A 26,530-nucleotide genomic window follows, 5' to 3' on the forward strand; every position below is an offset into this window, starting at 1 on the left:
CAACGCGGGTCGAGGTTCAGTGGCGTGTGCCGTAGAAGTGGTTCAGCAGGATCAGCTCAACCAAGGCCACAAATACGCACACCGCAATGAAGCCAGGACTGAAGACCCGCTTTCGGTTCGATAACCCCTCGGCAAGACACGTCAGGTCGGTGCCGTTGGAAAACGCCACCAGGAAGGCCAGGAGGGCATAACCCGAGGCCTTTTTCCAGAAGCTCTGGTTTTGCGCCGCCGGGTTATCGAGTGCCGACGGCATCAGGGAAACCTCTGCTCTGGAGCAGCCTGCAGGCGAGTGGTTTTTATAGGGTCGTTGAGTGTCATCGCGCAAGTATCACGTAGGCGCCCCTGCGCTTGCAAATCGGTACTTTCAACTCAGTAGCGAATCATCACCGATTTCAGTTCCGTGTAATCGTCGATGAACGCCGCGCCAAACTCGCGGCCGATCCCCGATGACTTGATGCCGCCAAAGGGCACTGCCGGGTCGAGCAGGGTGTGCATGTTGACCCACACCGTACCGGCCTGGATTTGCGGCACCAGGCGCAGGGCCTTGGACAGGTCGTTGGTCCACAGGCTGGCGCTGAGGCCGTAGGGTGTGTTGTTCATCAGGTGCAGCAGTTCTTCTTCGGTGTCGTACGGGAAGAACGTCGCGATGGGGCCAAAGGTTTCTTCGTTGAGCAAGCTGTCGTTGACGTCGTTGGCGAGAATGACCGTGGGTTCGACGTAGCAGCCGGGCCCCTCGATCAGGTTGCCGCCGTAGACAATCCTGTTGTTTTGCGCGCGTGCCGTCGCAAAAAAGCCGGCCAGTTTGTGTTGATGCTGTTTGTTGGTGACCGGGCCGAACTGGGTGGTTTCATCCAGCGGCGAGCCGATCTTCAAGGTGGCCAGGCGCTGGGCGAGTTTGTCCATCAGGGGTTCGATCTGCGAGCGGTGGGCAAAAAAACGCTCGGCGGCGGCGCAGATCTGGCCCGAGTGCAGGAAGCCGGCTTCGATGATGCCGTCGGCGGCTTTATCCAGGTCGATGTCGCGCAGGAACGCCGCCGAGTTCTTGCCGCCCAACTCCAGGGTGGCACGGGTCAGCTTGGCGTCCATCGCGCCTTTGCCCACGGCAATCCCGGTGGGCACGGAGCCGGTGAAGGAGACTTTATCAGTGCCCGGATGCTCGATCAGCGCTTTGCCCACAGCGCCGCTGCCGGTCACCACGTTCAAGGCGCCGGGTGGCAGGCCGGCGTCGCTGGCCAGTTCGGCGATGCGCAGGATCGTCAGCGGGGTGAATTCACTCGGCTTGATGATTACGCTGCAACCGGTGGTCAGGGCCGAGGCCAGTTTCCAGATGGCGATCATGGTGGAGAAGTTCCACGGCACAATGCCCACCACCACGCCGACGGGCTCGCGCAGGGTGAAGGCGGTGTAGCGTTCCCCCGCGAAGGAAGGCAGTGACGGGGTGATGGTCTCGCCGGTGATTTTGGTCGCCCAGCCGGCGTAGTAGCGCAGGAAATGGGCGGCCTGGTCGACTTCGAATGCGCGGGCGATGTGGATGAGTTTGCCGGATTGGCAGGTTTCGATCTGCGCCAGTTCCTCGCGGTGTTGCTCCAGCAGGTCGGCGAGCTTGAACAGCACCGCCGCGCGTGCTGCCGGGCTGGTGTTGGACCAGGTCTTGAAACCCCGGTTGGCGGATTCGACGGCACGATCAACATCGCTTTGGGCCGCATCGCTGACCTGCGCGATAGCTTCGCCGTTGGCCGGGTTGATGACCTTGAGTTTGGCGTGGCTGCTGCTGGCGACATAGCCGCCATCGATGTACAGGCCGTGATCACGCCCGAGAAACTGGCTGACGCAGGGAAGCAGTGGGATATCGCTCATGGGGCAGGCTCCAATAATCCAGCAGGTGACAGTGCCGCTCTGTAGGCGCAGGCATTGACAAGGGAAAGTACGCTGGGCGCCGCCGTTTATCTTGACTGTGCGTGTCACGGGCATGACTGAGCCTGCCAACTTGCACGCTATGAAAAGTACAATCTTCTACGTGGAACGTGCATTTTCCCCGGCTTTTGCGCGACCCATACTGGCCCGGTATGTTTCAGCGTTCCTGGCCAGGCGCCACGGTTTTCCTGACAACCGTGGCTGTTCGGCACGGGAGGCGCTCACCTCCAATAATAAAGAGCCACGCCATGAAAAAGCCCAATCCTCTGCTCGAAGACCTCAAGGCCGTGTTGCCGGCCATCGCTGCCAACGCCTTTGCGGCCGAGAAGGATCGCAGTGTTCCCGCCGAGAATATCGCCCTGCTCAAAAGCATCGGCATGCACCATGCGCTGCAACCACGAAAGTACGGCGGCCTGGAAATTTCCCTGCCCCAGTTTGCCGATTGCATCGCGCTGCTGGCCGCGTCCTGCGCCAGTACCGCCTGGGCGATGAGCCTGCTGTGCACCCATAGCCATCAATTGGCGATGTTCCCGTCGACCTTGCAGGATGAGGTATGGGGCGATGACCCGGATGCCACCGCCAGCAGCAGCATTGCGCCGTTCGGCCGCACCGAGGAAGTCGAGGGCGGGGTGACCTTCAGCGGCGAAATGGGCTGGAGTTCGGGGTGCGATCACGCGGAGTGGGCGATCATGGGCTTTCGCCGCAAAAACGCCGAGGGCAGCCAGGACTATTGCTTCGCCGTATTGCCCCGCAGCGATTACGCGATCCGTGATGACTGGTATGCGGTAGGCATGCGCGGCAGCGGCAGCAAGACGTTGATCGTCAAGGATGCTTTTGTGCCCGAGCACCGCATCCAGAAAGCCAAGGACATGATGGAAGGCAAATCCGCAGGCTTCGGTCTCTACCCGGACAGCAGGATCTTCTTCGCGCCGTACCGGCCGTATTTTGCCAGCGGCTTTTCCACCGTCAGCCTGGGGATCGCCGAGCGCACGCTGGAGGTGTTCCGCGAAAAAACCAAAACCCGCGTGCGCGCCTACACCGGTGCAGCAGTGGGCGCCGCCACGCCGGCATTGATGCGCCTGGCCGAGTCCACACACCAGGTCGCCGCAGCCCGCGCCTTACTGGAAAAAAGCTGGAACGAAATCGCCTGGTACAGCGAGCAGCACCGGTACCCGAGCCGTGAAACCCTGGCGTTCTGGCGAACCAACCAGGGTTACGCCACCAAGATGTGTATCCAGGCCGTGGACCGCTTGATGGAAGCTGCCGGCGGTGGCGCCTGGTTTGAAAGCAACGAGCTGCAACGCCTGTTCCGCGATGCCCACCTCACCGGTGCGCATGCCTACACCGACTATGACGTGTGCGCGCAGATCCTCGGGCGCGAGTTGATGGGGCTTGAGCCCGATCCTTCGATGGTCTGAGCCCCGCCGTAGCGCTATCCCCATAACAACAAGCAGGGCTGGTCCGTGGGCCAGCCCGGGAGTTTTTCATGTCTGAAGTCCTTGCATCCCAACCCGCCAACCCCTTCGACGCGCGCGCGTTTCGCCGTGCCTTGGGCAACTTCGCCACCGGTGTCACGGTGGTGACAGCGGCCACCGCCAGCGGGCGTAAAGTCGGCGTGACGGCCAACAGCTTCAACTCGGTGTCCCTGGACCCGCCGTTGATCTTGTGGAGCATCGACAAGCGCTCCAACAGCCACGAGGTGTTTGAAGAGGCCAGCCACTTCGCCGTCAACGTGCTCGCGGCCGATCAGATCGACTTGTCGAATAATTTTGCGCGGCCCAAGGATGACCGGTTCGCCGAAATTGAATTCGAACCGGGGGAGGGCGGTGCGCCGGTGTTTGCGGACTGCTCGGCGCGTTTTCACTGTGAAAAGTTCCAGCAGGTCGACGGTGGCGACCACTGGATCATGATCGGCAAAGTGGTGGCGTTTGACGATTTCGGCCGTTCGCCCCTGCTGTATCACCAGGGCGCCTATTCGATGGTGCTGCCCCACACGCGCATGACCAAGCGCGACGAAGGCCAGCCGCCGAGCAGCCATTTCCAGGGGCGCCTGAGCCATAACCTCTACTACCTGATGACCCAGGCGTTGCGGGCGTATCAGGCCAGCTACCAGCCGCGTCAGCTGTCCACCGGGTTGCGCACCAGTGAAGCGCGGATGTTGATGGTGCTGGAAAATGACGCCGGGCTCGATCTCAACCAGTTGCAGCGTGAAGTGGCGATGCCGGTGCGTGAAATTGAAGAAGCGGTGGCTAATCTGAAGCGCAAGGGCCTGGTGGTCGACGATAACGAGCGTGTGCGGCTGACCGTCAAAGGGGTGGATGAGACCGAGTCTTTGTGGACCATTGCCCGGGAACAGCAGGACAAGGTGTTCGGGCAGTTTTCGGACGAGCAGATCGACACGTTCAAGGCCGTGCTCAAGGCGGTGATTGCCAGCTGAGGCTAGGGCAGGGCAACCCTGGTGGTTGCCCTGCCTGGATCAGAACGGCACGGCGACCGTCACCTGGCTGTACAGGTTGGTGCCGTTGCCGCCGACTTGATTGCCGCCGGTGTTTTCATCCTGCTTGGGCTTATAGAGGCCAATGAGCGGGGTGATTATCAGGTGCTCGTTGACCGCCCACTCGACAAACACATCCAGCTCCCGGCCGCTCAAATCGAGGTTGCCGCGCTTGTGGGTGGTTGAATAATCAAAGAACAACGTGCCCACCGTGACGTTCTCCAGCGGGTGCACCTTGAGCGCCACATGCTGGATCGCGGTGTTGCTGTTGAAGGGCCCCGCGTAGTTGGCGGCCACTTCGCCCTGGAACCAGGTGCCGTAGCCGGTGCTGTAGCCGTTGAACATCGAGTCCCAGCCTTCGGAGTAGCGGCTGTAGCGGTAGGTGATGTCGGGGCTCCACAGGGTATCGGCGAAGGTATAGCCCGCTTCGGCGTACCAGGCTTTCTCGGCGCCGGCGTCTTTGTCTTGCCAGGCGTATTCAAAACCGAAGTGGGCGTTCTTGATGCCGGCGTCCCCGCTGCCGCGCAGGCTGTAGATGTCCATGCCTTTGCGTTGCTGCTGGAAGTCGCTGGCGTAGCGCTTATCCACGTCGATGCCATGGATGTAGGTCAGGCCCAGGGTGCCGGGGGCTGCGCTGTAGTCCAGGGTGCCGGCGGCCATCTCGGTCTTGGCCTGGGCGCGGTTGTCCGACTTGATCCACATGACACTGCCGTGCAACCCGTCCTTGCCACCCAGGCGCAATACTGCGGTTTCATCGAAGGCGTGGCGGGCGGCGAGGTAGTAGGCGCCGCCTCGGTTGAGCTTGCCGTCTGCCGGGCCTTTGCCGAAATTCAAGCCGTCATCGTTGATGATAAAACCGTTGCCCAGCTGGATGATCTGCCGCCCGAAGGAAAGGTCCACGCCGTCGTTGCCCAAGGCCGGGAACAGCTCGCCTGAGCGCCAGCCGGCGAAGGCTTCGTCAAATTTTGTGGTGCGCTCACTGCCGTTGCTCAGGCCCGCGGCATCGCCGTCACCCCAGGTGCCCGAGCTGACCAGGTTGGCCGTGCCATACACGCTGCCGTAGCTGCCTAGCGTACGGTCCAGGCTCAAGCCATATTTGATGAACCCTTCGCGCCAGGTGGAACCACCGGTCGTGCCGTCGTAGTTCTTGCGGCTGTTGAACAAACCATAAACGGCAAGGAAATTGCCGTTGATATGCGTATCGCTGTCGGCATACAGCTCATAGGCTTGTGCGGCCTGGGCGCACGCAGCGCTGGCCAGCCCCAGCGCGACGGCCATTGAGAGTGAACGGGTAGTTGAGGTGTGCCCCATTGTTATTGCCCCTGTTGTTGATGTGCGGTTGAAGATCAAGCGCGCCATTAATGGGGGGCATGGGGGCCAGGCGTCTTTAACCACCGTGCCAGCCATTTGACTCAGCTCGCCAGTTGCACGCCGTTGGCAGGCTGCAACAAATTCGCCGGCAGCCGTGGGCAAGACGCTCATGGAGCAGGGGCGCACAGTGAGGGTGTGCGGCGACGCCAGCCTCCTGTAGAAAGGATCAGCCTGTCGCTACTTATGCCAACCTAACGTCAGGGACATTAAAAAATGTCGAGCAACCCTAAGCTCACTGAGCACTTGAATCGCGGATCGGTGGGGTTTCCTACCGCACTGGCCAGCACGGTCGGCCTGATCATGGCCAGCCCGGTCATCCTTACGGCCACCATGGGCTTTGGCATTGGCGGCAAAGCCTTTGCCGTGGCGATGGTAATCGCGGTGGTGATGATGCTGGCCCAGGCCACCACCTTTGCCGAAGCGGCGGCGATCTTGCCCACCACCGGCTCGGTGTATGACTACATCAACTGTGGCATGGGGCGTTTTTTTGCGATCACCGGGACGTTGTCGGCGTACTTGATCGTGCATGTGTTCGCGGGGACCGCCGAAACGATCCTGTCCGGGGTCATGGCGCTGGTGAACTTCGAACACCTCAACACCCTGGCCGAGTCGGCCGGTGGTTCGTGGTTGCTGGGGGTGGCGTTCGTGATCAGCTTCGGCATTCTCAACGCCTTTGGGGTCAGCGTGTTTGGCCGTGCGGAAATCATCCTCACCTTTGGCATGTGGACCACGCTGATGGTGTTTGGCGTGCTGGGGTTGATCGCGGCGCCGGCGGTGGAGTTGGACGGCTGGTTTGGCGAGTCGCTGGTGGGCAGCGATCCGATGACCATCCTGTCGCTGGTGGGCATGGCCATGTTCATGTTTGTCGGCTGTGAGTTTGTCACGCCGCTGGCGCCGGACTTGCGCAAATCCGCCTCGACCATGCCCAAGGCGATGCTCCTGGGCCTGGTGGGCGTGGCGTCGTGCATGTTCATTTATGGCGCCGCGATGAAGCGCCAGGTGGAAAACCTGGTGCTGGACCCGGCGACCGGCCTGCACTTGCTGGATACGCCGATGGCGATTCCCAAGTTCGCCGCCCAGGTCATGGGGGATATCGGCCCGGTGTGGCTGGGCATCGGCTTTTTGTTTGCCGGCGCCGCAACCATCAACACCCTGATGGCCGGCGTGCCACGCATCCTGTATGGCATGGCGGTGGATGGGGCGTTGCCGAAGGTGTTCACCTATTTGCATCCACGCTTCAAGACGCCGCTGTTGTGCATCCTCGTGGCAATGCTGATTCCGTGCCTGCATGCCTGGTACCTGGGCGGTAACGCGGACAACATCCTGCATCTGGTGCTGGCGGCCGTGTGTGCCTGGAGCACCGCCTACCTGCTGGTCACGCTGTCGGTGGTGATCTTGCGGATTCGCCGCCCGGACCTGCCACGGGCCTATCGCTCGCCGTTCTTTCCGCTGCCGCAGATCGTTTCCAGCGCGGGGATTTTGTTGGGCATGTGGTTTATCACGCCGCCCGGCATGAACCCGGCGGATGTGTACATTCCGTTTGGCGTGATGTTGGGCGGCACCGCCGTGTACGCGTTGTTCTGGACGTTGGTGGTGCAGAAGGTCAACCCCTTCAAGCCGGCGCGGGTGGAGGATGTATTGGCCAAGGAGTTCGCCATGGAACCTGGTATTCAGGCGTGCGAGGAACTGGATCATGCTTGCAAGGCTGTCTGAGCTGTTCGGCGCCCAGCGTGCGCCGACGGGGTATCGTCCGGGAGCGACGCTTGAGCGTGTGCGCCGTAACCTGGGCCAACCCTCGTTTGAGTTTTCGGCCCCAGTGCGCGCGCAGTTTCAGTTCGGTTCAGAGGGCCCGCTCATCGAGGTGCATGAGCGCGCCGAAGCGCAGTTGCTGATGCATGTGGTGCTCACGGAGTTTCGCTTCCACACGCCCGCCTCAGCGTGGAGCGAGGGGTGTTACCAAGTGCACCACACGGGGGCCATTACCCGCACGGGGTTGGTCTGCCGCCGGCGCAAAGGGCCGCAGGACTTTGCCGATTGGTTGACCCTTGAACTGAGTGCGAACCAAGTGTTGCGTGACGCGCTGATGCCGCTGGATTTCAAGACGATCACCCTTGAATACACGCGCGGCGGCTGGAGCGTGGCGTTGGAGCATATGGGCGGCAGCGAGGTGGTCAATCGCATGCCGGCTTTTCGCCGCTATATTTCGTTGAGTATTGAACAAACCCGCCTGTTGCAGCAGAGCATCTTGGCTCTTCATCAGGTGCTCAAGACGCTTTAGGCCTTGAGTGGCATGGCTTGTGCTTATGTACTTTGCATAGATCGACAGTTGTGCGTCTATAGATAACATGTTAACTATTGGCGTACAAAAATAAGCATCGCGTGCGGAGGTATTCATGAGCATCCATCAGGCCGCCTGGGACGGGCTAGACCAATGGACCACCACCATGCAGGCATTGTGTGGTCGTTTCGAAACCCAACTGGCGTTCAATCGTTCGCTGTTTATCGGCGAGATTTCCACCTGGTCCCATGGTGGATTGTCACTGGCCAATATGCGCACCAACGCCGGCAATATCGTGCGTTACGGTGATCGTGCCGATTGCGACAACGACGAACACTGCTTCCTGGTCAGCCAGCGCACCGGTTATTCCCACATCACCCAGGGCGGCGTGACCATCCAGTTGGCGCCCGGCGACCTGATGTTGATGGATTCGGTCGGCCCTTGCGCCATTGCCCCCCATGGCCTAATCGAGCATGTGTCGCTGTCCTTGTCCCGCGCGCAGGTGCAGCGTCAGCTCAAAGGGGTGTCGCCAATCTTTGGCAAGATCTCGTCGACCAAAGCCTGCGGGCGCATGCTGCATTTGTTGATGGATCAGGCATGCAAGGGCAGCGACGGCACCGATAGCGCGGCGGCCGAGGGTGAGGCCTTGCAGAGTGCGTTTATCCTGCTGTTGGCTTCCGGGTTTGAACAGGCCGAGGAAAAGGCCAACGATGCTGCCGTGCTCGGCGGCGTGAACCTGCGTAGCTATGTGCAAAAGGTCATCGATGAGTCCTTGGCCCAGACCAACCTGACGCCCGCGTGCCTGGCGGGGCGGCTGAAAATTTCGGTCAGGCATCTTTACCGGCTGTTCGAGGAAGAGGGCGACAGTGTCTGTCGTTACATCCAGCGCGCCAGGCTTGAGCGCAGCGCCACGGACCTGGCCAATCCCTTCCTGCGTGCGGAGTCGATCACCTCGATTGCCTATAAGTGGGGGTTCACTGACTCCGCGCACTTCAGCCGCTCGTTCAAAAAGCACTTCGAACACTCGCCCAAGGATTTCCGCGCGCAGGCGCTATCGGGCGTGTTGGCGGGTGCCGCCTAACTGTTAATTGATTAACGACTTGACCTTTCGCCAGGGCATTGGCTAACCTCACGACTTCACCCTACCGACCGGTAGGTTGCAAGTCGTGAGCGTATGATGAAATCGATCAATTTAAACAGTCCCACATTGAAATTCGCCATAGCCTTGGGTGCCATTGGCGCCCTCGGCCCGTCGGCCGTCGATATGTACCTGCCCAGCTTGCCGGAGATGGCGCTGGAGTATTCGGCCAGCGTGGCCAGTATCCAGTTGACGTTGACGGTGTTCCTGCTGGCGATGGGCCTCGGCCAATTGCTGTTCGGTCCTGTCGTCGACGCGTGGGGCCGCAGGCGCCCGCTGATCGCCGGGCTGGTGTTGTTCAGCGTGAGCGCACTGGTGGCCGCTGCTGCACCGACGCTGGACTGGTTGCTGCTGGCGCGCTTCGTCCAAGGCCTGGGCAGTGCGCTGACCCTGGTGGTCATCATGAGCATGGTGCGGGATGTCACCCAGGGCGTGCAGGCGGCCAAGCTGTTTGGCTTGCTGATGACCATCGAAGGCGTGGCGCCGATTATCGCGCCGGCACTGGGCGGCTACATTGATGTGCACTTTGGCTGGCGCGCGGTGATGGTCGTGCTGGCGGCCCTGGGCGCGTTGGTGGCGGTGAACTCCATGCTGGTGTTGCGCGAAACGTTGCCCGCGCACAAGCGTGAGCCGCTGAACTTCAAGCGGGCAATCCGTACGTACGCACGCATCGCCCAGGACTCGCGTTTTCTGCAACCGGCGCTGGCCCTGTCAGCGGTGTTCTTCTTCCTGTTCGCCTACATCGGCGGGGCGACGTTCATCTACCAGAACGACTTCGGGTTGCCCGCTGCCCAGTTTGGTACCCTGTTCGGCGCAACCGGTATTGCGATCCTGGTCGGTGCCTCGCTGGCGGCGAAGCGGGTAGGCCAATACGGCCTGGCACGCATGGCGGTGGCGGGTGCCTGCTGCATCGTCGCGGGTGCTTTGATTGCCTGCATCAGTGCGGCTGCCGGTTTGGGTTTGTCTTGGCTGGTGGCCGGAGTGGCGCTTGCGTTGCTGGGCGTGGGGATCGCCGAAACCACGCTGATGACCCTGGTGATGTCTTCGCAAACCACCGCGCTGGGTTCGACCGCCGCGTTGCTGGGGGCCTTTCAACTGGGGATCTCGGCGTGCGCCACACCCCTGACCGGCCTGGTGAGTAACCACGGCGCCACGGCGTGGGGCGGCTTGCTGGTGCTGTGCGCCGTTGCGGTGGGTGTGCTCACCTGGATCAGTGTGCGCCAAGGCAAGGCGGATCAGATCACTGCGTTAAATCATTGATAGAAGATTGCTGGCAAGGATATTCACATGAAAGTGCTCAGCCCCTCAGCGGGCAGAATTTGCGACATCGCCCTGGTGCATTTCGCCGAGCGGGGCTACGACGCCTCGTCACTCAACGACATCGCAGTGCTGGCGGGCATGCGCAAGCCGTCGTTGTATGCGCATTTCAAAAGCAAGGATGACCTGTTCAGCGCGGTGCTGGATTTGGCACTGACCACCGAACGTCAGTACCTCGAGGAGCGGTTTGCCGTGACGGCCAGCGCTTCGGTCAGTCTCGACACGCTGTACACCGACCACCTTGCGCAGCGCTATGAGTCTTCAGCGGCGCTGCGCTTTCTGCTGCGCACGGCGTTTTTTCCACCTGCCGAACTCAAGGGGCAGGTGAGTGCAGGTTTTGAGGCTTATCTCGAACGCATGCGAGAACTGTTTGGGATCAGCCTCAAGGCCAAACACCCAACGCTGAACGCCACCGACCTGGGGATCTTCCAGGACGCGTACATCGGCCTGATCGACAGCCTGCACGTCGAGCTGATCTACGGTAACGAAGAAACCTACCGCCGCCGCGTCGCCGCCTTATGGCGAATCCTCGGAGACTCGATTGCCATGGCCGCCATGCAGGCATAAAAAAACCACTGCCGAAGCTCGGCAGTGGTCATCAATCAGTGACAGCGATGCGATCAAGCGACAGCGAAGTAGTGCTTGACGAACTCTTCGCTGACAATCTCCCAGACTACGGCTGTGCCTTTGGTCACAAACCAGCTGTCACCCACCCCGTAACGCGTACTTTTGCCGGTGGCTTCTTCCGTGAGGATCACTTCACCGGTGACAACGGTGGCTTGCTCGTTGAACGGGTACTCCATGCGGAACTTGCCCTTGGTGGTGCCGAAGTAGGCGCTGCTGACCGGGTCGGTGGGCGCGCCAAAGGTCATCTTGCCATAGGCTCTGACTTCGCCTTCGAGGATGGTCGAGCCGAGGTCGGCCACGGTGCCCCAGGCATCCAGTGCCGACAGCGTGATGTGTTGCTCAATCGTGGTGATGGTCATGGCAGTTCTCCAGTGAGTCGGGTGAGCGGGTCAATCAACGGCGGCCGTTGAAGTAGCCCGAGAGTTGGTGAAGGCTTTTGCCGGCCGTGAGGATCAAGGGACGGATATGATCCTTGCCGAGAATTTGTGCGTGCTTGACGGAGCTGATCAGGTGGTAGCGTGACGAGCCTTCGCTCATGCCCTCGGCCAATACCTTGCAGATAATGTGGCTCGGGGTGACGCCGAAGCCCGCGTAGCCCTGGACATAAAAGGCGTTCGGGCGCCCGCTCAGCGTGCCGATTTGCGGGAACAGGTTGGCGCCCGTCGCCATCGGTCCGCCCCAGGCGAGGTCGATCTTCACGTCCTTGAGGTAGGGGAAGATGTTCAGCATCAGTTGGCGATTCCACGCCTTGAGGTCTTTGGGAATATGCTCGATCACCGGCGTGGCCGCACCGAACAGCAGGCGGTTCTCATTGGTCACACGGTAGTAGTCAATCACCGGGCGGATATCGCTGTAGGCCCCGCGAATCGGGCTGATGCGCTGGATCAGCGCTTCGGGCAAAGGCTCGGTCATCATCTGGAACGCGTAGGTGTTGATCGTGGTTTTGTGCAGTTCCGGCTCCAGCTTGTTGAGGAAGCTGTCGCACGCCCACAGCAACTTTTGCGCCTTCACCGAGCCACGCCCGGTGCGCACGGTGATCTGTTCACCGTAGGTCACTTCAAGGGCCGGGCTGTGTTCAAAGATGCGTACACCCAGGCCAGAGGCCGCCTTGGCTTCGCCCAGCAGCAAGTTGAGGGAATGCACATGGCCACCGCCCATGTGCAACAGGGCGCTGCTGTAGGCGTCGGAGCCGATGATCTGCTTGACCTCGCTGCCTTCCATGAAGCGGATCTCGTCGCGGGTATTGATGGATTTGAAATCCTTCTCCCAGGCCCGTAGTGTCTTGGCCTGACGCGCATTGAAACCCATGTAGCCGTAGCCATGGCAGAAGTCCGCATCGATGGCATATTTGGCGATGCGATCCTTGATAATGCCCGCGCCCAATTCGCTGATTTCAAAGATCTCGCGCAGGCCTTTTCACCGACACTGCTTTTGATTTTTTCCAGGTCGTGGCCGATCCCCGCCATGATCTGCCCGCCATTGCGCCCCGTGCCGCCGAAGCCGAGGTAGCGCGCCTCCAGCACCACGATATTGGTGATGCCTTTTTCGGCCAGTTCCAGCGCGGTGTTGATGCCCGAAAAACCGCCACCAATGATCACCACTTGCGCTTCGATGTCCTGTTCCAGGGTCGGGAAGGCGAGGTTGTATTTTTTGGTGGCCGAGTAATAGGTTGGCGTTTCGATAGTGATCATGGCGCGGCCTGAATAGATTGAAAAAAACGTCACGACAAGGCGTTAGCAAGCCCTGTTCCATGGCGCACATTAAGGGCCTAACGAGCGGTAGGTGTCTTGACTGTGCCTGCCTTCGCTTTTGTACCTGCGTGCCAGCGCCCGCGCCAGCTGGCAGATGCAGAGCCACAGGCTGGGCAGGCTGTGATAAGTTGGTTAACGTATTAACAAAATAGCTGGCTGTGAAGCATGTCCAAACCCCGCCCGTCCTTGACCCTCAATCTGCTGCAAGCACGCGAAGTCGCCATGAGCTTTTTCCGGCCTTCACTCAATGAACATGGCCTGACCGAACAGCAATGGCGCGTTATCCGCATCCTCACTCAGCAGGGCGAACTGGAAACCAATCGCCTGGCCGACCTGGCCTGCATTCTCAAACCCAGCATGACCGGTGTCCTGAGCCGCATGGAAGCGGCTGGCCTGGTGCATCGGCGCAAGGCCGAACAGGACCAGCGCCGGGTCTTGGTGACGTTGGCAGAAGGCGGGCAGGCGTGTTTTGCGTCGATGAGCGAGTGCATGGAGCAAAACTACCAGCGCCTGCAGGAACGCTTCGGCGCCGAGAAACTGCAGACCTTGCTGGCCTTGCTCACCGAACTGAAGGCGATCAAGCGTTAAGCAAAAAGACCGCTGCATTCACATGCAAGCGGTCTGGGTACATGGCGTTGGCGGTTTTAGTAAACGCCGCCGCCAGCATTGGCTGGCAGCGGCGTGTCCTTGAATTTCCCCGCCAGGGTTTGCAGCCCGCGCATCAGCACCGTGGTGTCGACCCCGACCGCGACAAACGCCGCGCCCAGTTCGATATAGCGGCGCGCCAGGGTTTCGTCGGCGCTGAGAATGCCAGCCGCTTTGCCCGCCCGTTGAATGCGCACGATCGCGTCCTCAATCGCCGCTTGCACATCAGGATGGCCCGGGTTGCCGCGATGGCCCATGGCGGCGCTGAGGTCGGCAGGCCCGATAAACACCCCGTCGACGCCGTCCACCGCCGCAATCGCGTCGAGGTTGGCCAGCCCTTCGGGGTTTTCAATCTGCACCAGCAGGCACATCTGCGCGTTGGCCAACTCCAGATACCCGGGGATGCTGTTCCAGCGCGAAGCCCGCGCCAGTGCACTGCCAACACCGCGAATGCCTTGGGGCGGATAATGCATCGCGCGCACCAGCTGGCGCGCCTGTTCGGCGCTTTCCACCATGGGCACCAGCAGGGTCTGCGCGCCAAGGTCCAACACTTGCTTTATCAGCGCCGTATCGCCAATCACCGGGCGAATCACCGGTTGGCTGGCATAGGCCGCCACCGCTTGCAGCTGGCTCAACATACCGCGCAAGTCGTTGGGCGCGTGTTCGCCGTCAATCAACAGCCAGTCGAAACCGGCGTTGGCCGCCAGTTCCGCGCAATACGCGTCCGCCAGGCCCAGCCATAAGCCGATTTGCGCGGTGCCGCTGCCCAGGCGTTGCTTGAATAGATTTACCGGCATATCCATGACAGGTTCCTCGTCAGACAAAACGGCAGGAGATGGAGCCGAGCATGTCGTAGTCGACATGGAAGGTATCGCCGGGATTGGCGGCCACCGGGCGCGTAAACGAGCCGCCCAGGATGATCTGCCCAGGCTGTAGCGTGACGTCATACGGCGCCAGCTTGTTTGCCAGCCAGGCCACGCCTTTGGCCGGGTGGTTGAGCACGGCGGCGGACACCCCGGACTCCTCGATCACGCCGTTGCGGTAGAGCACGGCGGGAACTTTGCGCAGGTCGATGTCCGTCGGGCGTACGGCGCGTCCGCCCATGACCACACCGGCGTTGGCCGCGTTGTCGGAGATGGTGTCGAAGACTTTGCGCGTGGCCTTGGTCTGCGGATCGATTTGCTGGATGCGCGCGTCGATGATCTCCAGGGCCGGGATGACCCATTCGGTCGCGTCGAGGACGTCGAAAATCGTGCAGTTCGGGCCTTTAAGCGGCTTGCCGAGGATAAAGGCCAGCTCCACTTCGACCCGGGGCACGATAAAACGGCTGAACGGGATGTCAGTGCCTTCGTCAAAGATCATGTCGTCCAGCAGCGCGCCGTAGTCCGGTTCGCTGATGTTCGAGGAGACTTGCATCGCGCGCGACGTCAGGCCGATCTTGTGGCCGACGAGCTTGCGCCCGTCCTTGATCTTTTTCTCGACCCAGGCCCGTTGAATGGCATAGGCGTCTTCGATGGTGATGTCGGGGTAGTCCAGGGAAAACTGGCGCACTTGCTCGCCCGTGCGTTCGGCCTGGTCCAGTTGTGCGGCGGCTTGCTGTATCACGCTGGAAGGAAGCATGTTCAGGGTCTCTTACTGTGGATTGACGATGGCGGCCTGGGTGCGCAGCACCAGCAAGGCGCCCAAGGTGATAAAGGCCGCGAGGACATACAGGGCCAGGCTGGCGCTTTGGGTGTTGTCGCGCATCCAGCCGATCAGGTACGGCGCCAGGAACGACGCGATGCTGCCGAAGGAACTGATCAGGGCGATGCCCGCCGCTTGGGTCGAGTTGGATAAGAACGCCGGTGGCAGTTGCCAGAACATCGGCAGGGCGGCACTGGCGCCCATGCCGGCGACGATCAAGCCCGTCATCACCAGCAGCGGGTTGTGTGGCAGCAGGCCGGCGATGGCAATGCCGGCGGCGGACATCAACAGCGGCACCAGCAAGTGCCAGCGGCGCTCGCGGCGACGGTCCGAGGAACGCCCGCAGGCAATCATGAAAAAACAGCCCGCCAGGTAAGGCACGGCACTCAGCAAACCGACCTTGCCATCGCTGCCGATCCCGGCGCCGTGGATCAGCGACGGCATCCAGAACGCCAGGGTATTCACCGCGAGCATGACGGCGAAATACACCGCCACCAGGACCCAGACCTGGGAGTCCTTGAGGATGCCGGCAAACGAGGTGATGGCTTTGCGTTGCTCTTCGCTGTGCAGTTGCTCACGCAGCTGAGCCTTTTGTGCATCGGTCAGCCAGTTCACGCTTTCAAAAGAGTCAGGCAGGCAATTGAGGACCACCAGCCCCAGCAGCACCACCGGTGCGCCTTCAATCAGGAACATCCACTGCCAGCCCCGCAGTCCGCCGAAGTCGTGGAAGGCCTCAAGGATGCCGCCCGACAATGGGCCGCCGATCACCCCGGCCATCGGCACGGCAATCGCGAACAGCGCGGTGACCTGGGCACGTCGGCGCGCCGGGTACCAGCGATTGAGAAACACCAGGATGCCCGGGAAGAACCCCGCTTCCGCCACACCGAGCAAAAAGCGCAATACGTAGAAGCCGGTGGCATCGTTGACGAACAGCATGCTGGTGGACAAAATCCCCCACACCACCATCAAGCACGCGATCCAGCGGCGCGGGCCGAAACGGTCCAGCGCCAGGTTGCTGGGCACGCCAAACAAGGCATAGGCGACAAAAAACAGGCCGGCGCCGAAGCCGTACACGGTATTGCTGAAGTGCAGGTCGGCACTCATCTGCATCTTGGCAAAGCCAATGTTGATGCGGTCCAGGTGGGCAAACAGGTAGCACACCAGCAACAGCGGCATCAGCCGCCAGGTGATGGTGCTGTGGGTGCTGTCTTGCGAATGGCGCAAAGGCTGTGTGGCAGTGTTGGCTGTGCTCATGATGTTGTACTTCTTTTTATATGAGATAGGCACGGGAGGAGGGCGGCGGGCCGCCCTCAGCTGGATTTGTTGAACAACGGGTGCAGGCTGCTGTGCTTGGCGTCGTAGACCTGCGCCGCGCTTTCATCGATTTGCAGGGTGATGCCCAGCGGGCGGCGCTGGAGGATTGGCTCCAGATGGGCGCGCAGCACCGCCAGCAGGCTGTCGCCGACGGCCTGGTGCACGGCGTGGCTGCGGCCGCTGCCCATGCGCAGGTTGGCGTAGCAAAAACCGTAGTTGCCATTGCCGTCGGCCACCGCGCTGTGGGCCGCCGGGTAGGCCAGCACGCGGGTGCCGCCCGTTGGGAAGACGGCTTTGCCGGCTTCGTCGCGCTGTTCCAGCATGGTGTCGGCCAGGGCACGGCAGAGCGCGGACATGTCCGTCTCTTGCTCCAGCTCGGGGGTGTAAAGCAGCACCAGGTGCGGCATGTCGAGTCTCCTGCGCTTAAAGGCGACTGGTGGATAACACCGCGCCAGGGTTGGCCGCTTGAGCCGGGGGGATGTTGGCGCCGTCTTGCGGCGTCACCGGGAACACCACGTTGATCTGCCCCGTGCCGGAGGAACCGAAGTAGGGCGTCAGCACTTCGGCCTTGCCGTCATAGTCGCTCCAGCCCAGCGCGCCGAGGAGCATGGCGGTGTCGTGCATGAACCCTTCGCCGTGGCCTTTGGCCGCGTATTCCGGGAGCATGCCGCAGAACTCGGGCCACTCGCCGTCCTCCCACATTTTCACCACGCGGTGATCGAGGGTTTCCAGGAAGGGGCTCCAGACCTTAGTGGCAAAATCCGGCGCCTGGCCGTTCTGCGCAAAGCGGTGCGACAGCGAGCCGCTGGCGAGGAACGCCACCGTGCCGTCGTAGTGATCTTCGACGGCCTTGCGCATCGCCCAGCCCAGGCGCGCGCTGTCCGCCAGATAGTGCGAGGTGCACAGGGCCGACACGGAGATCACCTTGAAGTCCTGGTTCTGGTTCATGTAGCGCATCGGCACCAGCGTGCCGTACTCCGGGCCGAGGGTGGTGGCGTGGTGCGCCATGGTCTCGACCTGGAAACGGTTGCAGGCTTCGGCGAGCAACAGGCCCAGCTCAGTGTTGCCGGGGAACTCGTACGGCATGTTGCTGATGAAATGCGGCAGTTCGTTACTGGTGTACACCCCCTTGAAATGCGGGCCGCACAGCACGTGGTAATTGGCGTTGACCAGCCAGTGCGTGTCGAACACCACGATGGTATCGACCCCCAGTTCGCGGCAGCGGCGCGCAATTTCATAGTGGCCGTCGATGGCCGCCTGGCGAAAGCCCTGGCGTGGGCCGGGCAGCTCAGAGAGGTACATGGACGGAACGTGGGTAATCTTGGCGGCTAATGCCAGCGTGCCCATGGTGAGGCTCCTTTCTTGTTGTTGGGTGCTTGTGCGGCGGTCTTCGACGAATATAAGTGAAGCCCGCCGCACACGGTGGTCCGGTTACACGCCCCAGCGCGGGATGTGGTGGCTGCCCATCGAGATGCACACGTTCTTGATCTCGGCGAACACCTCGAAGCTGTATTGGCCGCCTTCGCGCCCGGTGCCGGAGCCTTTCACGCCACCGAACGGCTGACGCAGGTCACGCACGTTTTGGCTATTGATGAACACCATGCCGGCCTCGATGCCACGCGCCAGGCGATGGGCCTTGCCGATGTCCTGGGTCCAGATGTAGGAGGCCAGGCCGTACTCGGTGTCGTTGGCCAGTTGCAAGGCTTCGGCTTCGTCCTTGAAGGGGATCAGGCACACCACCGGCCCGAAGATTTCTTCCTGGGCGATGCGCATGTTGTTGTTTACGTCCGCGAACACAGTGGGCTGGATGAACTGCCCCTTGGCCAGGTGTGCGGGCAGGTTGGCCGGGCGCTCAAGGCCGCCAGCCAGCAGGGTGGCGCCTTCTTCGATACCGATCTTGATGTAGCCGGTGACCTTGTCGTAGTGGGCCTGGGTGATCATCGAGCCCACTTGGGTCTGCGGATCTTGCGGGTCACCAACGATCAGGCGCTTGGCCCGCGCGGCGAACTCGGCGATGAAGGCCGGGTACACGCTTTCCTGAATGAACACCCGGCTGCCGGCGGTGCAGCGTTCGCCATTCAACGAGAAAATCGTGAACAGCGCCGCGTCCAGTGCGCGCTCCAGGTCGGCATCTTCGAAGATCACTACGGGCGATTTACCGCCCAGTTCCATCGAATACTTTTTCAGCCCGGCGGTCTGCATGATCTTCTTGCCAGTGGCCGTACCCCCGGTGAAGGAAATGGCGCGCACATCAGGATGGCGCACCAGCGCGTCACCGGCCGTCGCGCCGTAGCCCTGGATGATGTTGAGCACGCCATTGGGAATGCCGGCCTCGACAGCCAGGCGACCCAGTTCGTTGGCGGTGAGCGGCGACAGCTCGGACATTTTCAGCACGGCGGTATTGCCCAGCGCCAGGCACGGCGCCGTCTTCCAGGTGGCGGTCATGAACGGCACGTTCCACGGCGACACTAGCGCGCACACACCCACCGGCTGGTACAGGGTGTAGTTGAGCATCTGGTCATCGACCGGGTAGGTGTGGCCGTCCATGCGCGTGCACACTTCGGCGAAGAAATCGAAGTTGTGGGAGGCGCGTGGGATCAACACGTTCTTGGTCTGGTGGATCGGCAAGCCGGTGTCCAGGGTTTCCAGCTCGGCCAGGCGCGGCACGTTCTGCTCAATCAGCTCGCCGAGTTTGCGCATCAGCTTGGCGCGTTGTGCGGCCGGGGTGTTGGCCCACTTGGGGAAGGCTTCCTTGGCGGCGGCCACGGCTTGTGCGACTTCTTCGGCGCCGCCGCTGGCCACCTCACCAATCGCCTCGCCGGTGGCGGGGTTGTAGTTGACGAACACGTCTTTGCTTTCGACTTCGCAGCCGTTAATCCAGTGCTTGATCATGCTGTTCACGCCTCTTGCTCAGCGAGTTTTTTGTTCTTGAGAGTTTGCTGCTTGAAGAATTCGGCTTCGCTGACAATCCGGTTGACCAGGCGGCCGACGCCCTCGACTTCGACGATCACTTCATCGCCCGGCACTACATCGGCGAGCCCTTCCGGGGTGCCGGTGGCGATCATGTCGCCCGGTTGCAGGGTCATGAAGCTGGACAGGTATTCGATCAAGTAGGGGATGTCGAAAATCATGTCCTTTGTGCTGCCTTCCTGGCGCAGCTCGCCGTTGATCCAGGTGCGCAGCTTCAGGTTCGAGGCGTCGGGCACGTCGGCCACGTCGACGATCCAGGGACCGACCGGGGTGGTGGCGTCGCGGTTTTTCACGCGCAGGTTGGGGCGGTAGTAGTTTTCCAGGTAGTCGCGGATCGCGTAGTCGTTGCACAGGGTGTAGCCGGCCAGGTAATCAAGGGCATCCTCACGCTTGACGTTGCGGGCAGCTTTGCCGATGACCGCCACCAACTCGCACTCGTAGTGCATGTAGGCGACGTTGTCCGGGCGCCAGGTGATCTGCTCGTGGCCGGTATAGGTGCCCACGGATTTAACAAAAGCGAGGGGTTCGGTCGGTGGCGCGAAGGCCAGTTCCGCCGCGTGGTCGGCGTAGTTCAAGCCCAGGGCGAACATGCTGCCGGTGGCAGGCGGCAGCCACTCGACGGCGCTGGCGGGGAGGCGGCGACCGTCGGCGAGGAGCAGGGTGTTGTCGTAGCCTTCCACGGTGGCGGCATGAATGGCGCCTTCAAAACGGATAAGTGCGTGTCTCATACAGTGGCCTCCTGCTCGGCGACGATGTGATTGACCAGGCTACCCAGGCCGCTGATCTGCACTTCGACCCGGTCACCCGGCAGCACATCGACGCGGCCTTCCGGGGTGCCGGTGATCAACACGTCACCGGCGTGCAGGGTCATGAATTCAGTGATTTCAGCGATCAGTTGCGGGAGGCTGCGCACGAAATTTGCCGTGGAGTTTTCCTGGCGCAGTTCGCCGTTGACCAACAGCTTCAGGCTCAAGTCGTGTGGATTCTTGATTTGGTCGCGGGAGATCAGCTCCGGGCCGATTGCGCAAAAACCATCACGGCATTTGGCCTTGACCGCCGGACGGTAGTAGCTGTCTTCCGGCAGGCTGAACTCGTTGACGATGGTGTAGCCGGCCACGTAGTCGAGGGCCTGTGCCTCAGTGACACGGCTGGCGTCCTTGCCGATCACTACACCCAGTGCGGGGCCGGGCTGCAGGTGTTGGATTCCCGCTGGGTAAACCACTGCCTGATCGTGGCCGTTGCGCGTATTGGGCGTCTTGATAAACAGCACCGGTTTGACCGGCGGCTGTTTATACGGCGCTTCGTGGAATTGAGCGAGATGCAGATCAACCAGACCCTGGTAGTTCAGTGCAACACCGAACAGGGTGCCGGTCGCAGCGTCATGCAAGGCACGGCTCATGCTTTTCTCCTGGCAGGGGCGGGGCGCGGTTGGCCTCGCCTCAATTGTTAATGTGTTAACGTTATAATTAAGATGTTAACGATCGTCAAGGCCTATGCCGGTGGCGAAAGTCTTTTCGCAGGCGCAACATGAGCTGCGCTACCGGCGATACCGACAAAAATAATGAGTACAGACAGATGAACGATCGTCACCCGATCCCCAACATCAACATCGGGCAGGTCTACGACCAGCGCTACAGCGACAGCGAGGTGCACTACGACAAGCTGGGCAACCTCGCGGGCTTTTTCGGGCGCAATATGCCGGTGCATCGGCACGATCGTTTTTTCCAGGTGCACTACGTCAAAAGCGGTGCGGTGCGTGTCTACCTTGATGACCAGCAATACCTGGAGTCGGGGCCGATGTTTTTCCTCACGCCGCCGACGATCCCCCATTCGTTTGTCACCGAAGCCGACAGCGACGGGCATGTGTTGACCGTGCGCCAGCAACTCGTCTGGCAATTGATCGAGAGTGACCCTGGCCTGGCGCCGGGCCCGCAATTGGCAGCGGCCTGTGTTGCGTTGGATCGGCTGGCCCCCGAAGACCAGGGCGAAGCGCGGCGATTGGCGTTTTTGTTCGAAGAGTTGCGCGTCGAGATGAACAACACGGCGGCTGGCCACAGTGCGGCGCTGTTGAGTCTGACGCGCCTTATCATGATTAGCCTGTTGCGGCTGTGCGCCAATTCTCTCGAGGCAACGCCCGCGCGGCATGAGGATTTGCAGATATTCCATCGCTTCAATGAGCTGATCGAAGCCCACTACCTTGAGCACTGGGCATTGGCGCGGTATGCGCAGGCCGCAGGCGTTACGGAGGCAAGGCTTAATGACGTGTGCCGACGTATCGCCGACTTGCCCTCCAAGCGCCTGGTGCTTGAGCGCGTCATGCAGGAAGCCAAGCGCTTGTTGCTGTTTACACGGGGTTCGGCCAACGAAATCTGCTACCAGCTGGGGTTCAAGGACCCGGCTTACTTCAGTCGGTTTTTCCAGCGCTACGCGCAGATGACTCCGGGGGAGTATCGGCAACGTCAGGCGGGTTTGCGCTAGCGCCAGCATCGGTCTGTTCCGTCTTCATCCAACGGCTGCGAAAAAAACCGCGCAGGGCGCGGCTGAAGAAAGAGAGACCCATGCTGATGGATTTTGCGCGGCACGGACATGCGCTTTACGGTGGATCGATTGCACTTTCCACGGCCTTAGAACAGCGACAGGTTGTAGCCGACGATCAGCCGGGTTTCGTCGATGTCGGTGGTCAAGCCGCCGCCGGAGCGCAGCGTTGCATTGCGCAAGCGGATGTTGAGGTTCTTGAACGTGCCACTCTGCACCACGTAGCTCAGGTCCGTGTCCCGCTCGCGCTCGGTGCCGCCACTGACGCGGTTGGTGTCGATGTGGGAGCCGCTGACGTAACGGGTCATGAAGGTCAGCCCCGGCAGGCCCATTGCGGCGAAGTTATAGTCATAGCGCAGCTGCCAGGCGTCTGTTTCGGCTTTGGTGAAGACGTTGATGGTGACCAGGTTGACGGAATAGGGGTCAAGGCCCGGGTAGGCAAAATCGCCTTGCCCCGAGAGGTTCTGATAACCCACGCCGAGCCGATGACCGCCGATGCTCAAGCTTTCCATGCCGTTGAAGAACCGGTTGTTGATCCGCCCGCCATCCACGCGGGTGGCGGCGCGCAGGCGGTGGTCGCCGTCTTCACGGGTGACGAAATAGCGCAGGTCCGAGCGCAGGCTGACCCCGCCGCCCAAGGGCATATCGTGGGTAAAACCGGCGAAGTCCTGGCTGTAGATGTCCTTCATGCGCGCATGGTAGTAGCTCGCGGTGAGCGTGGGGGTCAGCGCATAACTGCCGCCGGCAAGGTCGAGATAACGGGTGTTGACGCCGGCGTAGCTCATGGAATCGTTGCTGCTGGAGTCCCGCAGGTTCTGTTGTTCCAGGCGGCCCAGATTCACGGTCAAACCGTCGAATTCCTTGGAGGTGATGAGTTCGCCGCTGTAGGTCGAGGGCAGCAGGCGCGTGTCGTTGAACGCGGCCACCGGTAGTTGCGGTTGCAGGGTGCCTACTTTCAGCACGGTCTGCGACAAGCGCACTTTGCCGGTCAGCCCCAGCTCGCTGTAGCTGTCGGGCGCCCGGCCACTGGCGCCGTAGGGCAACAGGCCGGTGCCGTGGCGGTCCGGACTTGAGTCAAGCTTGATCCCGACCTGGCCCAACGCATCCAGGCCGAACCCCAGTGTGCCGTCCGTAAAGCCGGACTCGTAACGCAAGACCAGACCCTGGGCCCATTCGGTGGCTTGGCTTTGCGGCGCATTTGCCTGGCGATAGTCGCGGTTGAAGTAGTAATTACGGGTTTCTAGCGTGGCTTTGCTGTCCTGGATAAAGTCGGCAAAGGCATGGAACGGGAGGGCGGTGGTGCACAGGCTCAGTGAGGCCAAAGCACTGCGGGTGCTGACGCGCATGAGGGTGATTCCTTGTTGTTTTTATTGGGATCGTTGGCAGGGACTATGGGTGCCCCTTTGTGTCGTTAACATATTATCGATATCGCAAAAAAGCAAAGCCTTCCTGCAACGCTTCGTAGGGTTTGAGCAACATGCCGCCTGCCCCGCTGTTGCACCCGAGGGCTGCCGACCTTAATCTGACCGTTCTTCCACAGCGCGCACACGAAATGGCCAATCCCAGACCTTCTCTGACCCTCACACTGCTCCAGGCACGCGAGGCCGCAATGGCCTTCTTTCGTCCAGGGCTCAACGAACACGACCTGACCGAGCAGCAATGGCGGGTGATCCGCATCTTGCGTCAGCAGGGCGAACTGGAAAGCCATCAGTTGGCCAACCAGGCGTGCATTCTCAAACCCAGCATGAGCGGTGTGTTGAAACGCCTTGAGCGCGATGGACTGGTGGCACGGCGTAAATCCAGCGAGGATCAGCGGCGTATCTTTCTCAGCCTGACGGTGCAGGGGCACCAGTGCTTCCTGTCGATGAGCGAGGGCATGGAGCGCGGCTATCTGGAGATCCAGCGCCAGTTCGGGGAAGACAACATGCAGCAGTTGCTTGAGTTGCTGGGCGAGCTGAAAAAGATCAAGCCTTGATGTGGCAGTGTGTGACGATCAAACGGAAAAAACCGCCAGGAGGCGGGTTTCAAAGGGGGCCATGGAGGGATCTATGAAAAAAACTATCGTCATGCTTTTACTGGTCATTCTCGGATGTGGAGCAGCCGCTTATAGATGGAGCGAACTGCATAGCCGGGATAACGTGGCAAAAGCGTCATCAATGGTGTCCATGCATTTGCTTGCGTTTAAACGGGAACCGAGACTAGACCTGTCCAGCTACTTGGCGCGCGGTGAGGATGCTGTGAATGAGCTGGCGGCCGACCTGCTCGAGATGCAATCTGCCGATTGGTCGGGCGCCGAGACGAAAAGAGAGGCGGCAATAGAGTTCACAACTCGTGCCTTGAACGTCATACGCACCCAGACGCGCTTTCGTAAGGCAGATTTGCGACTCGGAATAACTGCGCAGCGTCTGCAAGAGGATGAGCGCGCTCTAGCCCAAGAGACGGATCCGAACCGCAAGGCCCTGGCATCTGAACGCCTGCAAGCCGACAAGGATAAATACATGCAGGAGCGGTACGAGTATTACCATCAAGAGGCCGCTCTTGGTATGCACAGTGAGATGCTGCTAAGGGCAAATGATGGGGTTAAAGTTGTATTCGGTGAAGATCGTGGGTTGGACGTAACGACTCAGGAATTTATGAAACAGCTTTTCTAGCATTGCGGAGCAGAAACACAAAGGGCCTGCATGAAGTTAATCACGCAAGCCCTTGATATAGATGGTGCCCGAACCCGGAATCGAACCGGGACGCCCTTACGAGCGGGGGATTTTAAGTCCCATGCGTCTACCAGTTTCGCCATTCGGGCGGTAGCGCGGTGCAGCAGGGTTGGGAATATATAGGCCCAGGCGCTTCGGTGCAAGTTCGAATAGCACCTTTATGGTGCTCATGCGTGCAGGAAAAAGCTCGATAGATCAGTGATCTACACGGGATTTCTGGTGGAGTTCAGAAGCGCTGCCTGGCAAATGGAAGCGGCGCCCGCGCGGGCAGGCGCCGTGCTGGCTTTACACGAATGGCTGCCCACTGAAGCCCCGTGGTAAACGCTGCAAGCCGGGCAGGTCGGTGAGGCGCTGGGTCCACGCGCTGCGCCAGTCGCCGGCGGTGTGGGTTTTAGCGCGGCGAGCGCTACGGCGGGCCGCGTTGCGTTGGGTGCGGCGGGCTTCTTTGTACGCGTCGGTATTGCGGCAGGTACGGCACTTGACCCGGTTCAGCTCGGTGCTGGAGGGGAGGTTGGTGCCGTGGTGGCCGCAGGCAAGATGGCCGGCGACCTTGAAGTGAATGACCATACGAGCATCTCCTTCTTATAGGGGAGGGCGGGAAGGTTTTTCCCGGAGCCTCAACGTTGTGACCCCGCCTGCACAGCCGCGTTCGTTTTTGTTTGGTACCCTGCCGCGCACCCAATCATAAAAAGGAAGCAATGATGAGCGTCGAAACCCAGCCACACGAGGGCAGTTGCCGCTGCAATCGCGTGCGTTTCAGTGTCAGCGTGGCCCCGGTGATTACCATGGCGTGTCACTGCACCGGCTGCCAGAAAATGTCCTCCAGCGCGTTCTCCCTCAGCGCCCTGGTTCCGGCCAGCGGCTTCACCGTCACCGCCGGTTGCCCGGTGATTGGTGGGTTGCACGGGGTGGACCGTCACTACTTTTGCCCCCATTGCATGAGCTGGCTGTTTACCCGTCCCCATGGCATCGATGAGTTCGTCAATGTGCGCGCCACCTTGTTGGATAACGCCAGCGACTACGTGCCCTTCATGGAAACCTGGACCCGGGAAAAACTGGCCTGGGTCACCACCCCGGCTGTCGAGAGCTTTGCGCGATTGCCGCAGCCGGAGGCGTTCCCGCGACTGTTGCAGGCCTACGCTGAGTTCACCGCGCGCTGAGTTCAGTCAATCAAGGCCAGCAGGTCGGTGTCGCCCACATCCACACCGGCCTGGCTCAGCAGCGTGGTCACTTGGCCACGGTGGTGGGTCTGGTGGTTGAAGAAGTGCAGCAACAGGCTGAAAAAGTCCTTGTCGGCCGCGACGCCGCGCATGTTGTGGTACTGCAAGCGCTGGTCAAACTCGGGCGCTTGCAGGGTGTTGACCCAGTCGACGATCAGTTGGTCCAGCCAGACGCGGTAGGCGGCAAGTGTGCGCAGATCGGCAAAGGCCAGGTGCTTGAGATCGCTCGGCATGGCGACAGCCTCAAGCGGCGCCAGCGCCCAATAACCCGCCGGGTGCCGGGCGAAGCGCTTGAGCCACACCGTATCGCCGAGGGCCAGGTGGTTTAGCGTGCCCAGGATCGAGCCGAAAAAGGCCCGTCGATCTTCCTGCAGTTGCGCGTCCGTGAGGTGGCTGGCGGCGTCATACACCTTTTGGTTCATCCACTGGTTGTAGCCTGCCATCAGCGTGATGTGTTCAATCCGGTTCACGGGGTTGCTCTCTCGAAAGCATGGTGGCGCCATCATAAGCCGCGCCCGCTCGGCGGTCATGGTGTTCCGGCAGGCGCGGGCTATGGTTGTTA

28 protein-coding genes, 1 tRNA gene and 1 pseudogene are annotated in these 26,530 nt (G+C 61.1%); 12 read left to right on the forward strand and 18 right to left on the reverse strand.

Translation table 11 applies throughout. The features are described from left to right. Positions 1–16: 16 nt before the first annotated feature. Positions 17–253, reverse strand: coding sequence for a hypothetical protein (locus NUV89_RS00950; RefSeq protein WP_257779955.1), 237 nt, complete (start codon positions 251–253; stop codon positions 17–19). A gap of 116 nt (positions 254–369) precedes the next feature. Beyond that, complete coding sequence (locus NUV89_RS00955; protein ID WP_257779956.1) at positions 370–1,857, reverse strand: aldehyde dehydrogenase family protein; 1,488 nt, start codon at positions 1,855–1,857, stop codon at positions 370–372. A 305-nt stretch (positions 1,858–2,162) separates the two neighbouring features. On the opposite strand from NUV89_RS00955, the gene NUV89_RS00960 reads away from it, so the two are divergent. Both NUV89_RS00960 and NUV89_RS00965 read left to right on the forward strand, forming a co-directional pair. Further along, positions 2,163–3,332, forward strand: coding sequence for a p-hydroxyphenylacetate 3-hydroxylase oxygenase component (locus NUV89_RS00960; RefSeq protein ID WP_257779957.1), 1,170 nt, complete (start codon positions 2,163–2,165; stop codon positions 3,330–3,332). Between the two features lie 68 nt (positions 3,333–3,400). Continuing rightward, positions 3,401–4,351 carry a p-hydroxyphenylacetate 3-hydroxylase reductase component gene (locus NUV89_RS00965; RefSeq protein ID WP_257779958.1) on the forward strand — a complete coding sequence of 317 codons (951 nt, stop codon included), beginning with the start codon at positions 3,401–3,403 and terminating at the stop codon, positions 4,349–4,351. A 39-nt stretch (positions 4,352–4,390) separates the two neighbouring features. Here the strand turns inward: NUV89_RS00965 and NUV89_RS00970 are convergent, their stop codons facing one another. Then, a complete protein-coding gene (locus tag NUV89_RS00970; RefSeq protein WP_257779959.1) occupies positions 4,391–5,719 on the reverse strand; it encodes an alginate export family protein in 1,329 nt (442 codons plus the stop codon). A 273-nt stretch (positions 5,720–5,992) separates the two neighbouring features. Between NUV89_RS00970 and NUV89_RS00975 the strand changes: the two genes are divergently transcribed. The 5 genes from NUV89_RS00975 (at position 5,993) to NUV89_RS00995 (ending at position 11,079) form a co-directional block, all read left to right on the forward strand. After that, positions 5,993–7,492: an APC family permease gene (locus NUV89_RS00975; RefSeq protein WP_257779960.1), complete on the forward strand. Its 1,500-nt coding sequence runs from the start codon at positions 5,993–5,995 to the stop codon at positions 7,490–7,492. After that, positions 7,473–8,057, forward strand: a complete 585-nt coding sequence (locus NUV89_RS00980; protein WP_257779961.1) for a DUF3156 family protein — start codon at positions 7,473–7,475, stop codon at positions 8,055–8,057. The genes NUV89_RS00975 and NUV89_RS00980 overlap by 20 nt, the downstream gene beginning before the upstream one ends. Before the next feature lie 115 nt (positions 8,058–8,172). After that, on the forward strand, positions 8,173–9,138 hold the full coding sequence (gene feaR, locus NUV89_RS00985; protein ID WP_257779962.1) for a transcriptional regulator FeaR: 966 nt from the start codon (positions 8,173–8,175) through the stop codon (positions 9,136–9,138). 96 nt (positions 9,139–9,234) lie between these two features. Then, positions 9,235–10,455 (forward strand): multidrug effflux MFS transporter, encoded by a 1,221-nt coding sequence (locus NUV89_RS00990; RefSeq protein ID WP_308220182.1) that lies wholly within the window; start codon positions 9,235–9,237, stop codon positions 10,453–10,455. 27 nt (positions 10,456–10,482) lie between these two features. Beyond that, positions 10,483–11,079, forward strand: coding sequence for a TetR/AcrR family transcriptional regulator (locus NUV89_RS00995; protein WP_257779964.1), 597 nt, complete (start codon positions 10,483–10,485; stop codon positions 11,077–11,079). Between the two features lie 53 nt (positions 11,080–11,132). Here the strand turns inward: NUV89_RS00995 and NUV89_RS01000 are convergent, their stop codons facing one another. The 3 genes and pseudogenes from NUV89_RS01000 to NUV89_RS29875 all read right to left on the reverse strand — a co-directional run. Beyond that, a complete protein-coding gene (locus NUV89_RS01000; RefSeq protein ID WP_257779965.1) occupies positions 11,133–11,498 on the reverse strand; it encodes a cupin domain-containing protein in 366 nt (121 codons plus the stop codon). Between the two features lie 34 nt (positions 11,499–11,532). Continuing rightward, positions 11,533–12,522 (reverse strand): NAD(P)/FAD-dependent oxidoreductase, encoded by a 990-nt coding sequence (locus tag NUV89_RS01005; protein ID WP_374684453.1) that lies wholly within the window; start codon positions 12,520–12,522, stop codon positions 11,533–11,535. 20 nt (positions 12,523–12,542) lie between these two features. Next, a pseudogene (locus NUV89_RS29875) lies at positions 12,543–12,830 on the reverse strand (FAD-dependent oxidoreductase); the annotation flags it as partial. Between the two features lie 225 nt (positions 12,831–13,055). Here NUV89_RS29875 and hpaR (NUV89_RS01010) point away from each other — a divergent pair. Beyond that, a complete protein-coding gene (gene hpaR / locus NUV89_RS01010; RefSeq protein ID WP_257779966.1) occupies positions 13,056–13,478 on the forward strand; it encodes a homoprotocatechuate degradation operon regulator HpaR in 423 nt (140 codons plus the stop codon). A gap of 56 nt (positions 13,479–13,534) precedes the next feature. On the opposite strand, the gene hpaI is transcribed toward hpaR (NUV89_RS01010), so the two are convergent. From hpaI to NUV89_RS01050, 8 genes are all read right to left on the reverse strand, one after another. Beyond that, positions 13,535–14,338: a 4-hydroxy-2-oxoheptanedioate aldolase gene (hpaI, locus tag NUV89_RS01015; RefSeq protein ID WP_257779967.1), complete on the reverse strand. Its 804-nt coding sequence runs from the start codon at positions 14,336–14,338 to the stop codon at positions 13,535–13,537. A 13-nt stretch (positions 14,339–14,351) separates the two neighbouring features. Further along, complete coding sequence (gene hpaH / locus NUV89_RS01020; protein WP_257779968.1) at positions 14,352–15,155, reverse strand: 2-oxo-hept-4-ene-1,7-dioate hydratase; 804 nt, start codon at positions 15,153–15,155, stop codon at positions 14,352–14,354. A 12-nt stretch (positions 15,156–15,167) separates the two neighbouring features. Continuing rightward, positions 15,168–16,472 (reverse strand): MFS transporter, encoded by a 1,305-nt coding sequence (locus NUV89_RS01025; protein ID WP_257779969.1) that lies wholly within the window; start codon positions 16,470–16,472, stop codon positions 15,168–15,170. Positions 16,473–16,528: 56 nt separating this feature from the next. Beyond that, positions 16,529–16,939 carry a 5-carboxymethyl-2-hydroxymuconate Delta-isomerase gene (locus NUV89_RS01030; protein ID WP_257779970.1) on the reverse strand — a complete coding sequence of 137 codons (411 nt, stop codon included), beginning with the start codon at positions 16,937–16,939 and terminating at the stop codon, positions 16,529–16,531. A 16-nt stretch (positions 16,940–16,955) separates the two neighbouring features. Next, complete coding sequence (gene hpaD / locus NUV89_RS01035; RefSeq protein WP_124524654.1) at positions 16,956–17,879, reverse strand: 3,4-dihydroxyphenylacetate 2,3-dioxygenase; 924 nt, start codon at positions 17,877–17,879, stop codon at positions 16,956–16,958. An 84-nt stretch (positions 17,880–17,963) separates the two neighbouring features. Next, the gene (hpaE, locus tag NUV89_RS01040) at positions 17,964–19,424 is read right to left on the reverse strand and encodes a 5-carboxymethyl-2-hydroxymuconate semialdehyde dehydrogenase (RefSeq protein ID WP_257779971.1); all 1,461 of its coding nucleotides are present in this window, start codon (positions 19,422–19,424) and stop codon (positions 17,964–17,966) included. Positions 19,425–19,429: 5 nt separating this feature from the next. Next, positions 19,430–20,230 carry a fumarylacetoacetate hydrolase family protein gene (locus tag NUV89_RS01045; RefSeq protein WP_257779972.1) on the reverse strand — a complete coding sequence of 267 codons (801 nt, stop codon included), beginning with the start codon at positions 20,228–20,230 and terminating at the stop codon, positions 19,430–19,432. After that, positions 20,227–20,901 carry a fumarylacetoacetate hydrolase family protein gene (locus tag NUV89_RS01050; protein WP_257779973.1) on the reverse strand — a complete coding sequence of 225 codons (675 nt, stop codon included), beginning with the start codon at positions 20,899–20,901 and terminating at the stop codon, positions 20,227–20,229. The genes NUV89_RS01045 and NUV89_RS01050 overlap by 4 nt, the downstream gene beginning before the upstream one ends. A 176-nt stretch (positions 20,902–21,077) precedes the next feature. Here NUV89_RS01050 and hpaA point away from each other — a divergent pair, with 176 nt between their 5' ends. Continuing rightward, on the forward strand, positions 21,078–21,980 hold the full coding sequence (gene hpaA / locus NUV89_RS01055) for a 4-hydroxyphenylacetate catabolism regulatory protein HpaA (protein ID WP_257779974.1): 903 nt from the start codon (positions 21,078–21,080) through the stop codon (positions 21,978–21,980). 146 nt (positions 21,981–22,126) lie between these two features. On the opposite strand, the gene NUV89_RS01060 is transcribed toward hpaA, so the two are convergent. Next, complete coding sequence (locus tag NUV89_RS01060; protein WP_257779975.1) at positions 22,127–23,383, reverse strand: OprD family porin; 1,257 nt, start codon at positions 23,381–23,383, stop codon at positions 22,127–22,129. A gap of 206 nt (positions 23,384–23,589) precedes the next feature. Here NUV89_RS01060 and hpaR (NUV89_RS01065) point away from each other — a divergent pair, with 206 nt between their 5' ends. Further along, positions 23,590–24,012: a homoprotocatechuate degradation operon regulator HpaR gene (gene hpaR, locus NUV89_RS01065; RefSeq protein WP_257779976.1), complete on the forward strand. Its 423-nt coding sequence runs from the start codon at positions 23,590–23,592 to the stop codon at positions 24,010–24,012. 73 nt (positions 24,013–24,085) lie between these two features. Next, the gene (locus NUV89_RS01070; protein WP_257779977.1) at positions 24,086–24,688 is read left to right on the forward strand and encodes a hypothetical protein; all 603 of its coding nucleotides are present in this window, start codon (positions 24,086–24,088) and stop codon (positions 24,686–24,688) included. Between the two features lie 62 nt (positions 24,689–24,750). Here the strand turns inward: NUV89_RS01070 and NUV89_RS01075 are convergent. Both NUV89_RS01075 and NUV89_RS01080 read right to left on the reverse strand, forming a co-directional pair. After that, positions 24,751–24,837, reverse strand: a tRNA-Leu gene (locus NUV89_RS01075). Positions 24,838–25,033: 196 nt separating this feature from the next. Further along, positions 25,034–25,315 carry a hypothetical protein gene (locus NUV89_RS01080; protein WP_257779978.1) on the reverse strand — a complete coding sequence of 94 codons (282 nt, stop codon included), beginning with the start codon at positions 25,313–25,315 and terminating at the stop codon, positions 25,034–25,036. Positions 25,316–25,449: 134 nt separating this feature from the next. Here NUV89_RS01080 and NUV89_RS01085 point away from each other — a divergent pair, with 134 nt between their 5' ends. After that, positions 25,450–25,908 (forward strand): GFA family protein, encoded by a 459-nt coding sequence (locus NUV89_RS01085; protein WP_257779979.1) that lies wholly within the window; start codon positions 25,450–25,452, stop codon positions 25,906–25,908. A gap of 2 nt (positions 25,909–25,910) precedes the next feature. Here the strand turns inward: NUV89_RS01085 and NUV89_RS01090 are convergent, their stop codons facing one another. Continuing rightward, the gene (locus NUV89_RS01090; RefSeq protein ID WP_257779980.1) at positions 25,911–26,438 is read right to left on the reverse strand and encodes a DinB family protein; all 528 of its coding nucleotides are present in this window, start codon (positions 26,436–26,438) and stop codon (positions 25,911–25,913) included. Positions 26,439–26,530 lie beyond the last annotated feature (92 nt).

The organism is Pseudomonas sp. 18.1.10 (assembly GCF_024655625.1).
In the GTDB taxonomy this organism is placed as follows: Bacteria; Pseudomonadota; Gammaproteobacteria; order Pseudomonadales; family Pseudomonadaceae; genus Aquipseudomonas.

What these genes read in the sequence shown, in the direction of transcription:
- NUV89_RS00950 (WP_257779955.1), bottom strand. Translation starts at nt 253, where the DNA reads ATGCCGTCGGCACTCGATAACCCGGCGGCGCAAAACCAGAGCTTCTGG.
- NUV89_RS00955 (WP_257779956.1), bottom strand. Translation starts at nt 1,857, where the DNA reads ATGAGCGATATCCCACTGCTTCCCTGCGTCAGCCAGTTTCTCGGGCGT.
- NUV89_RS00960 (WP_257779957.1), top strand. Translation starts at nt 2,163, where the DNA reads ATGAAAAAGCCCAATCCTCTGCTCGAAGACCTCAAGGCCGTGTTGCCG.
- NUV89_RS00965 (WP_257779958.1), top strand. Translation starts at nt 3,401, where the DNA reads ATGTCTGAAGTCCTTGCATCCCAACCCGCCAACCCCTTCGACGCGCGC.
- NUV89_RS00970 (WP_257779959.1), bottom strand. Translation starts at nt 5,719, where the DNA reads ATGGGGCACACCTCAACTACCCGTTCACTCTCAATGGCCGTCGCGCTG.
- NUV89_RS00975 (WP_257779960.1), top strand. Translation starts at nt 5,993, where the DNA reads ATGTCGAGCAACCCTAAGCTCACTGAGCACTTGAATCGCGGATCGGTG.
- NUV89_RS00980 (WP_257779961.1), top strand. Translation starts at nt 7,473, where the DNA reads ATGCTTGCAAGGCTGTCTGAGCTGTTCGGCGCCCAGCGTGCGCCGACG.
- feaR (WP_257779962.1), top strand. Translation starts at nt 8,173, where the DNA reads ATGAGCATCCATCAGGCCGCCTGGGACGGGCTAGACCAATGGACCACC.
- NUV89_RS00990 (WP_308220182.1), top strand. Translation starts at nt 9,235, where the DNA reads ATGAAATCGATCAATTTAAACAGTCCCACATTGAAATTCGCCATAGCC.
- NUV89_RS00995 (WP_257779964.1), top strand. Translation starts at nt 10,483, where the DNA reads ATGAAAGTGCTCAGCCCCTCAGCGGGCAGAATTTGCGACATCGCCCTG.
- NUV89_RS01000 (WP_257779965.1), bottom strand. Translation starts at nt 11,498, where the DNA reads ATGACCATCACCACGATTGAGCAACACATCACGCTGTCGGCACTGGAT.
- hpaR (WP_257779966.1), top strand. Translation starts at nt 13,056, where the DNA reads ATGTCCAAACCCCGCCCGTCCTTGACCCTCAATCTGCTGCAAGCACGC.
- hpaI (WP_257779967.1), bottom strand. Translation starts at nt 14,338, where the DNA reads ATGGATATGCCGGTAAATCTATTCAAGCAACGCCTGGGCAGCGGCACC.
- hpaH (WP_257779968.1), bottom strand. Translation starts at nt 15,155, where the DNA reads ATGCTTCCTTCCAGCGTGATACAGCAAGCCGCCGCACAACTGGACCAG.
- NUV89_RS01025 (WP_257779969.1), bottom strand. Translation starts at nt 16,472, where the DNA reads ATGAGCACAGCCAACACTGCCACACAGCCTTTGCGCCATTCGCAAGAC.
- NUV89_RS01030 (WP_257779970.1), bottom strand. Translation starts at nt 16,939, where the DNA reads ATGCCGCACCTGGTGCTGCTTTACACCCCCGAGCTGGAGCAAGAGACG.
- hpaD (WP_124524654.1), bottom strand. Translation starts at nt 17,879, where the DNA reads ATGGGCACGCTGGCATTAGCCGCCAAGATTACCCACGTTCCGTCCATG.
- hpaE (WP_257779971.1), bottom strand. Translation starts at nt 19,424, where the DNA reads ATGATCAAGCACTGGATTAACGGCTGCGAAGTCGAAAGCAAAGACGTG.
- NUV89_RS01045 (WP_257779972.1), bottom strand. Translation starts at nt 20,230, where the DNA reads ATGAGACACGCACTTATCCGTTTTGAAGGCGCCATTCATGCCGCCACC.
- NUV89_RS01050 (WP_257779973.1), bottom strand. Translation starts at nt 20,901, where the DNA reads ATGAGCCGTGCCTTGCATGACGCTGCGACCGGCACCCTGTTCGGTGTT.
- hpaA (WP_257779974.1), top strand. Translation starts at nt 21,078, where the DNA reads ATGAACGATCGTCACCCGATCCCCAACATCAACATCGGGCAGGTCTAC.
- NUV89_RS01060 (WP_257779975.1), bottom strand. Translation starts at nt 23,383, where the DNA reads ATGCGCGTCAGCACCCGCAGTGCTTTGGCCTCACTGAGCCTGTGCACC.
- hpaR (WP_257779976.1), top strand. Translation starts at nt 23,590, where the DNA reads ATGGCCAATCCCAGACCTTCTCTGACCCTCACACTGCTCCAGGCACGC.
- NUV89_RS01070 (WP_257779977.1), top strand. Translation starts at nt 24,086, where the DNA reads ATGAAAAAAACTATCGTCATGCTTTTACTGGTCATTCTCGGATGTGGA.
- NUV89_RS01080 (WP_257779978.1), bottom strand. Translation starts at nt 25,315, where the DNA reads ATGGTCATTCACTTCAAGGTCGCCGGCCATCTTGCCTGCGGCCACCAC.
- NUV89_RS01085 (WP_257779979.1), top strand. Translation starts at nt 25,450, where the DNA reads ATGAGCGTCGAAACCCAGCCACACGAGGGCAGTTGCCGCTGCAATCGC.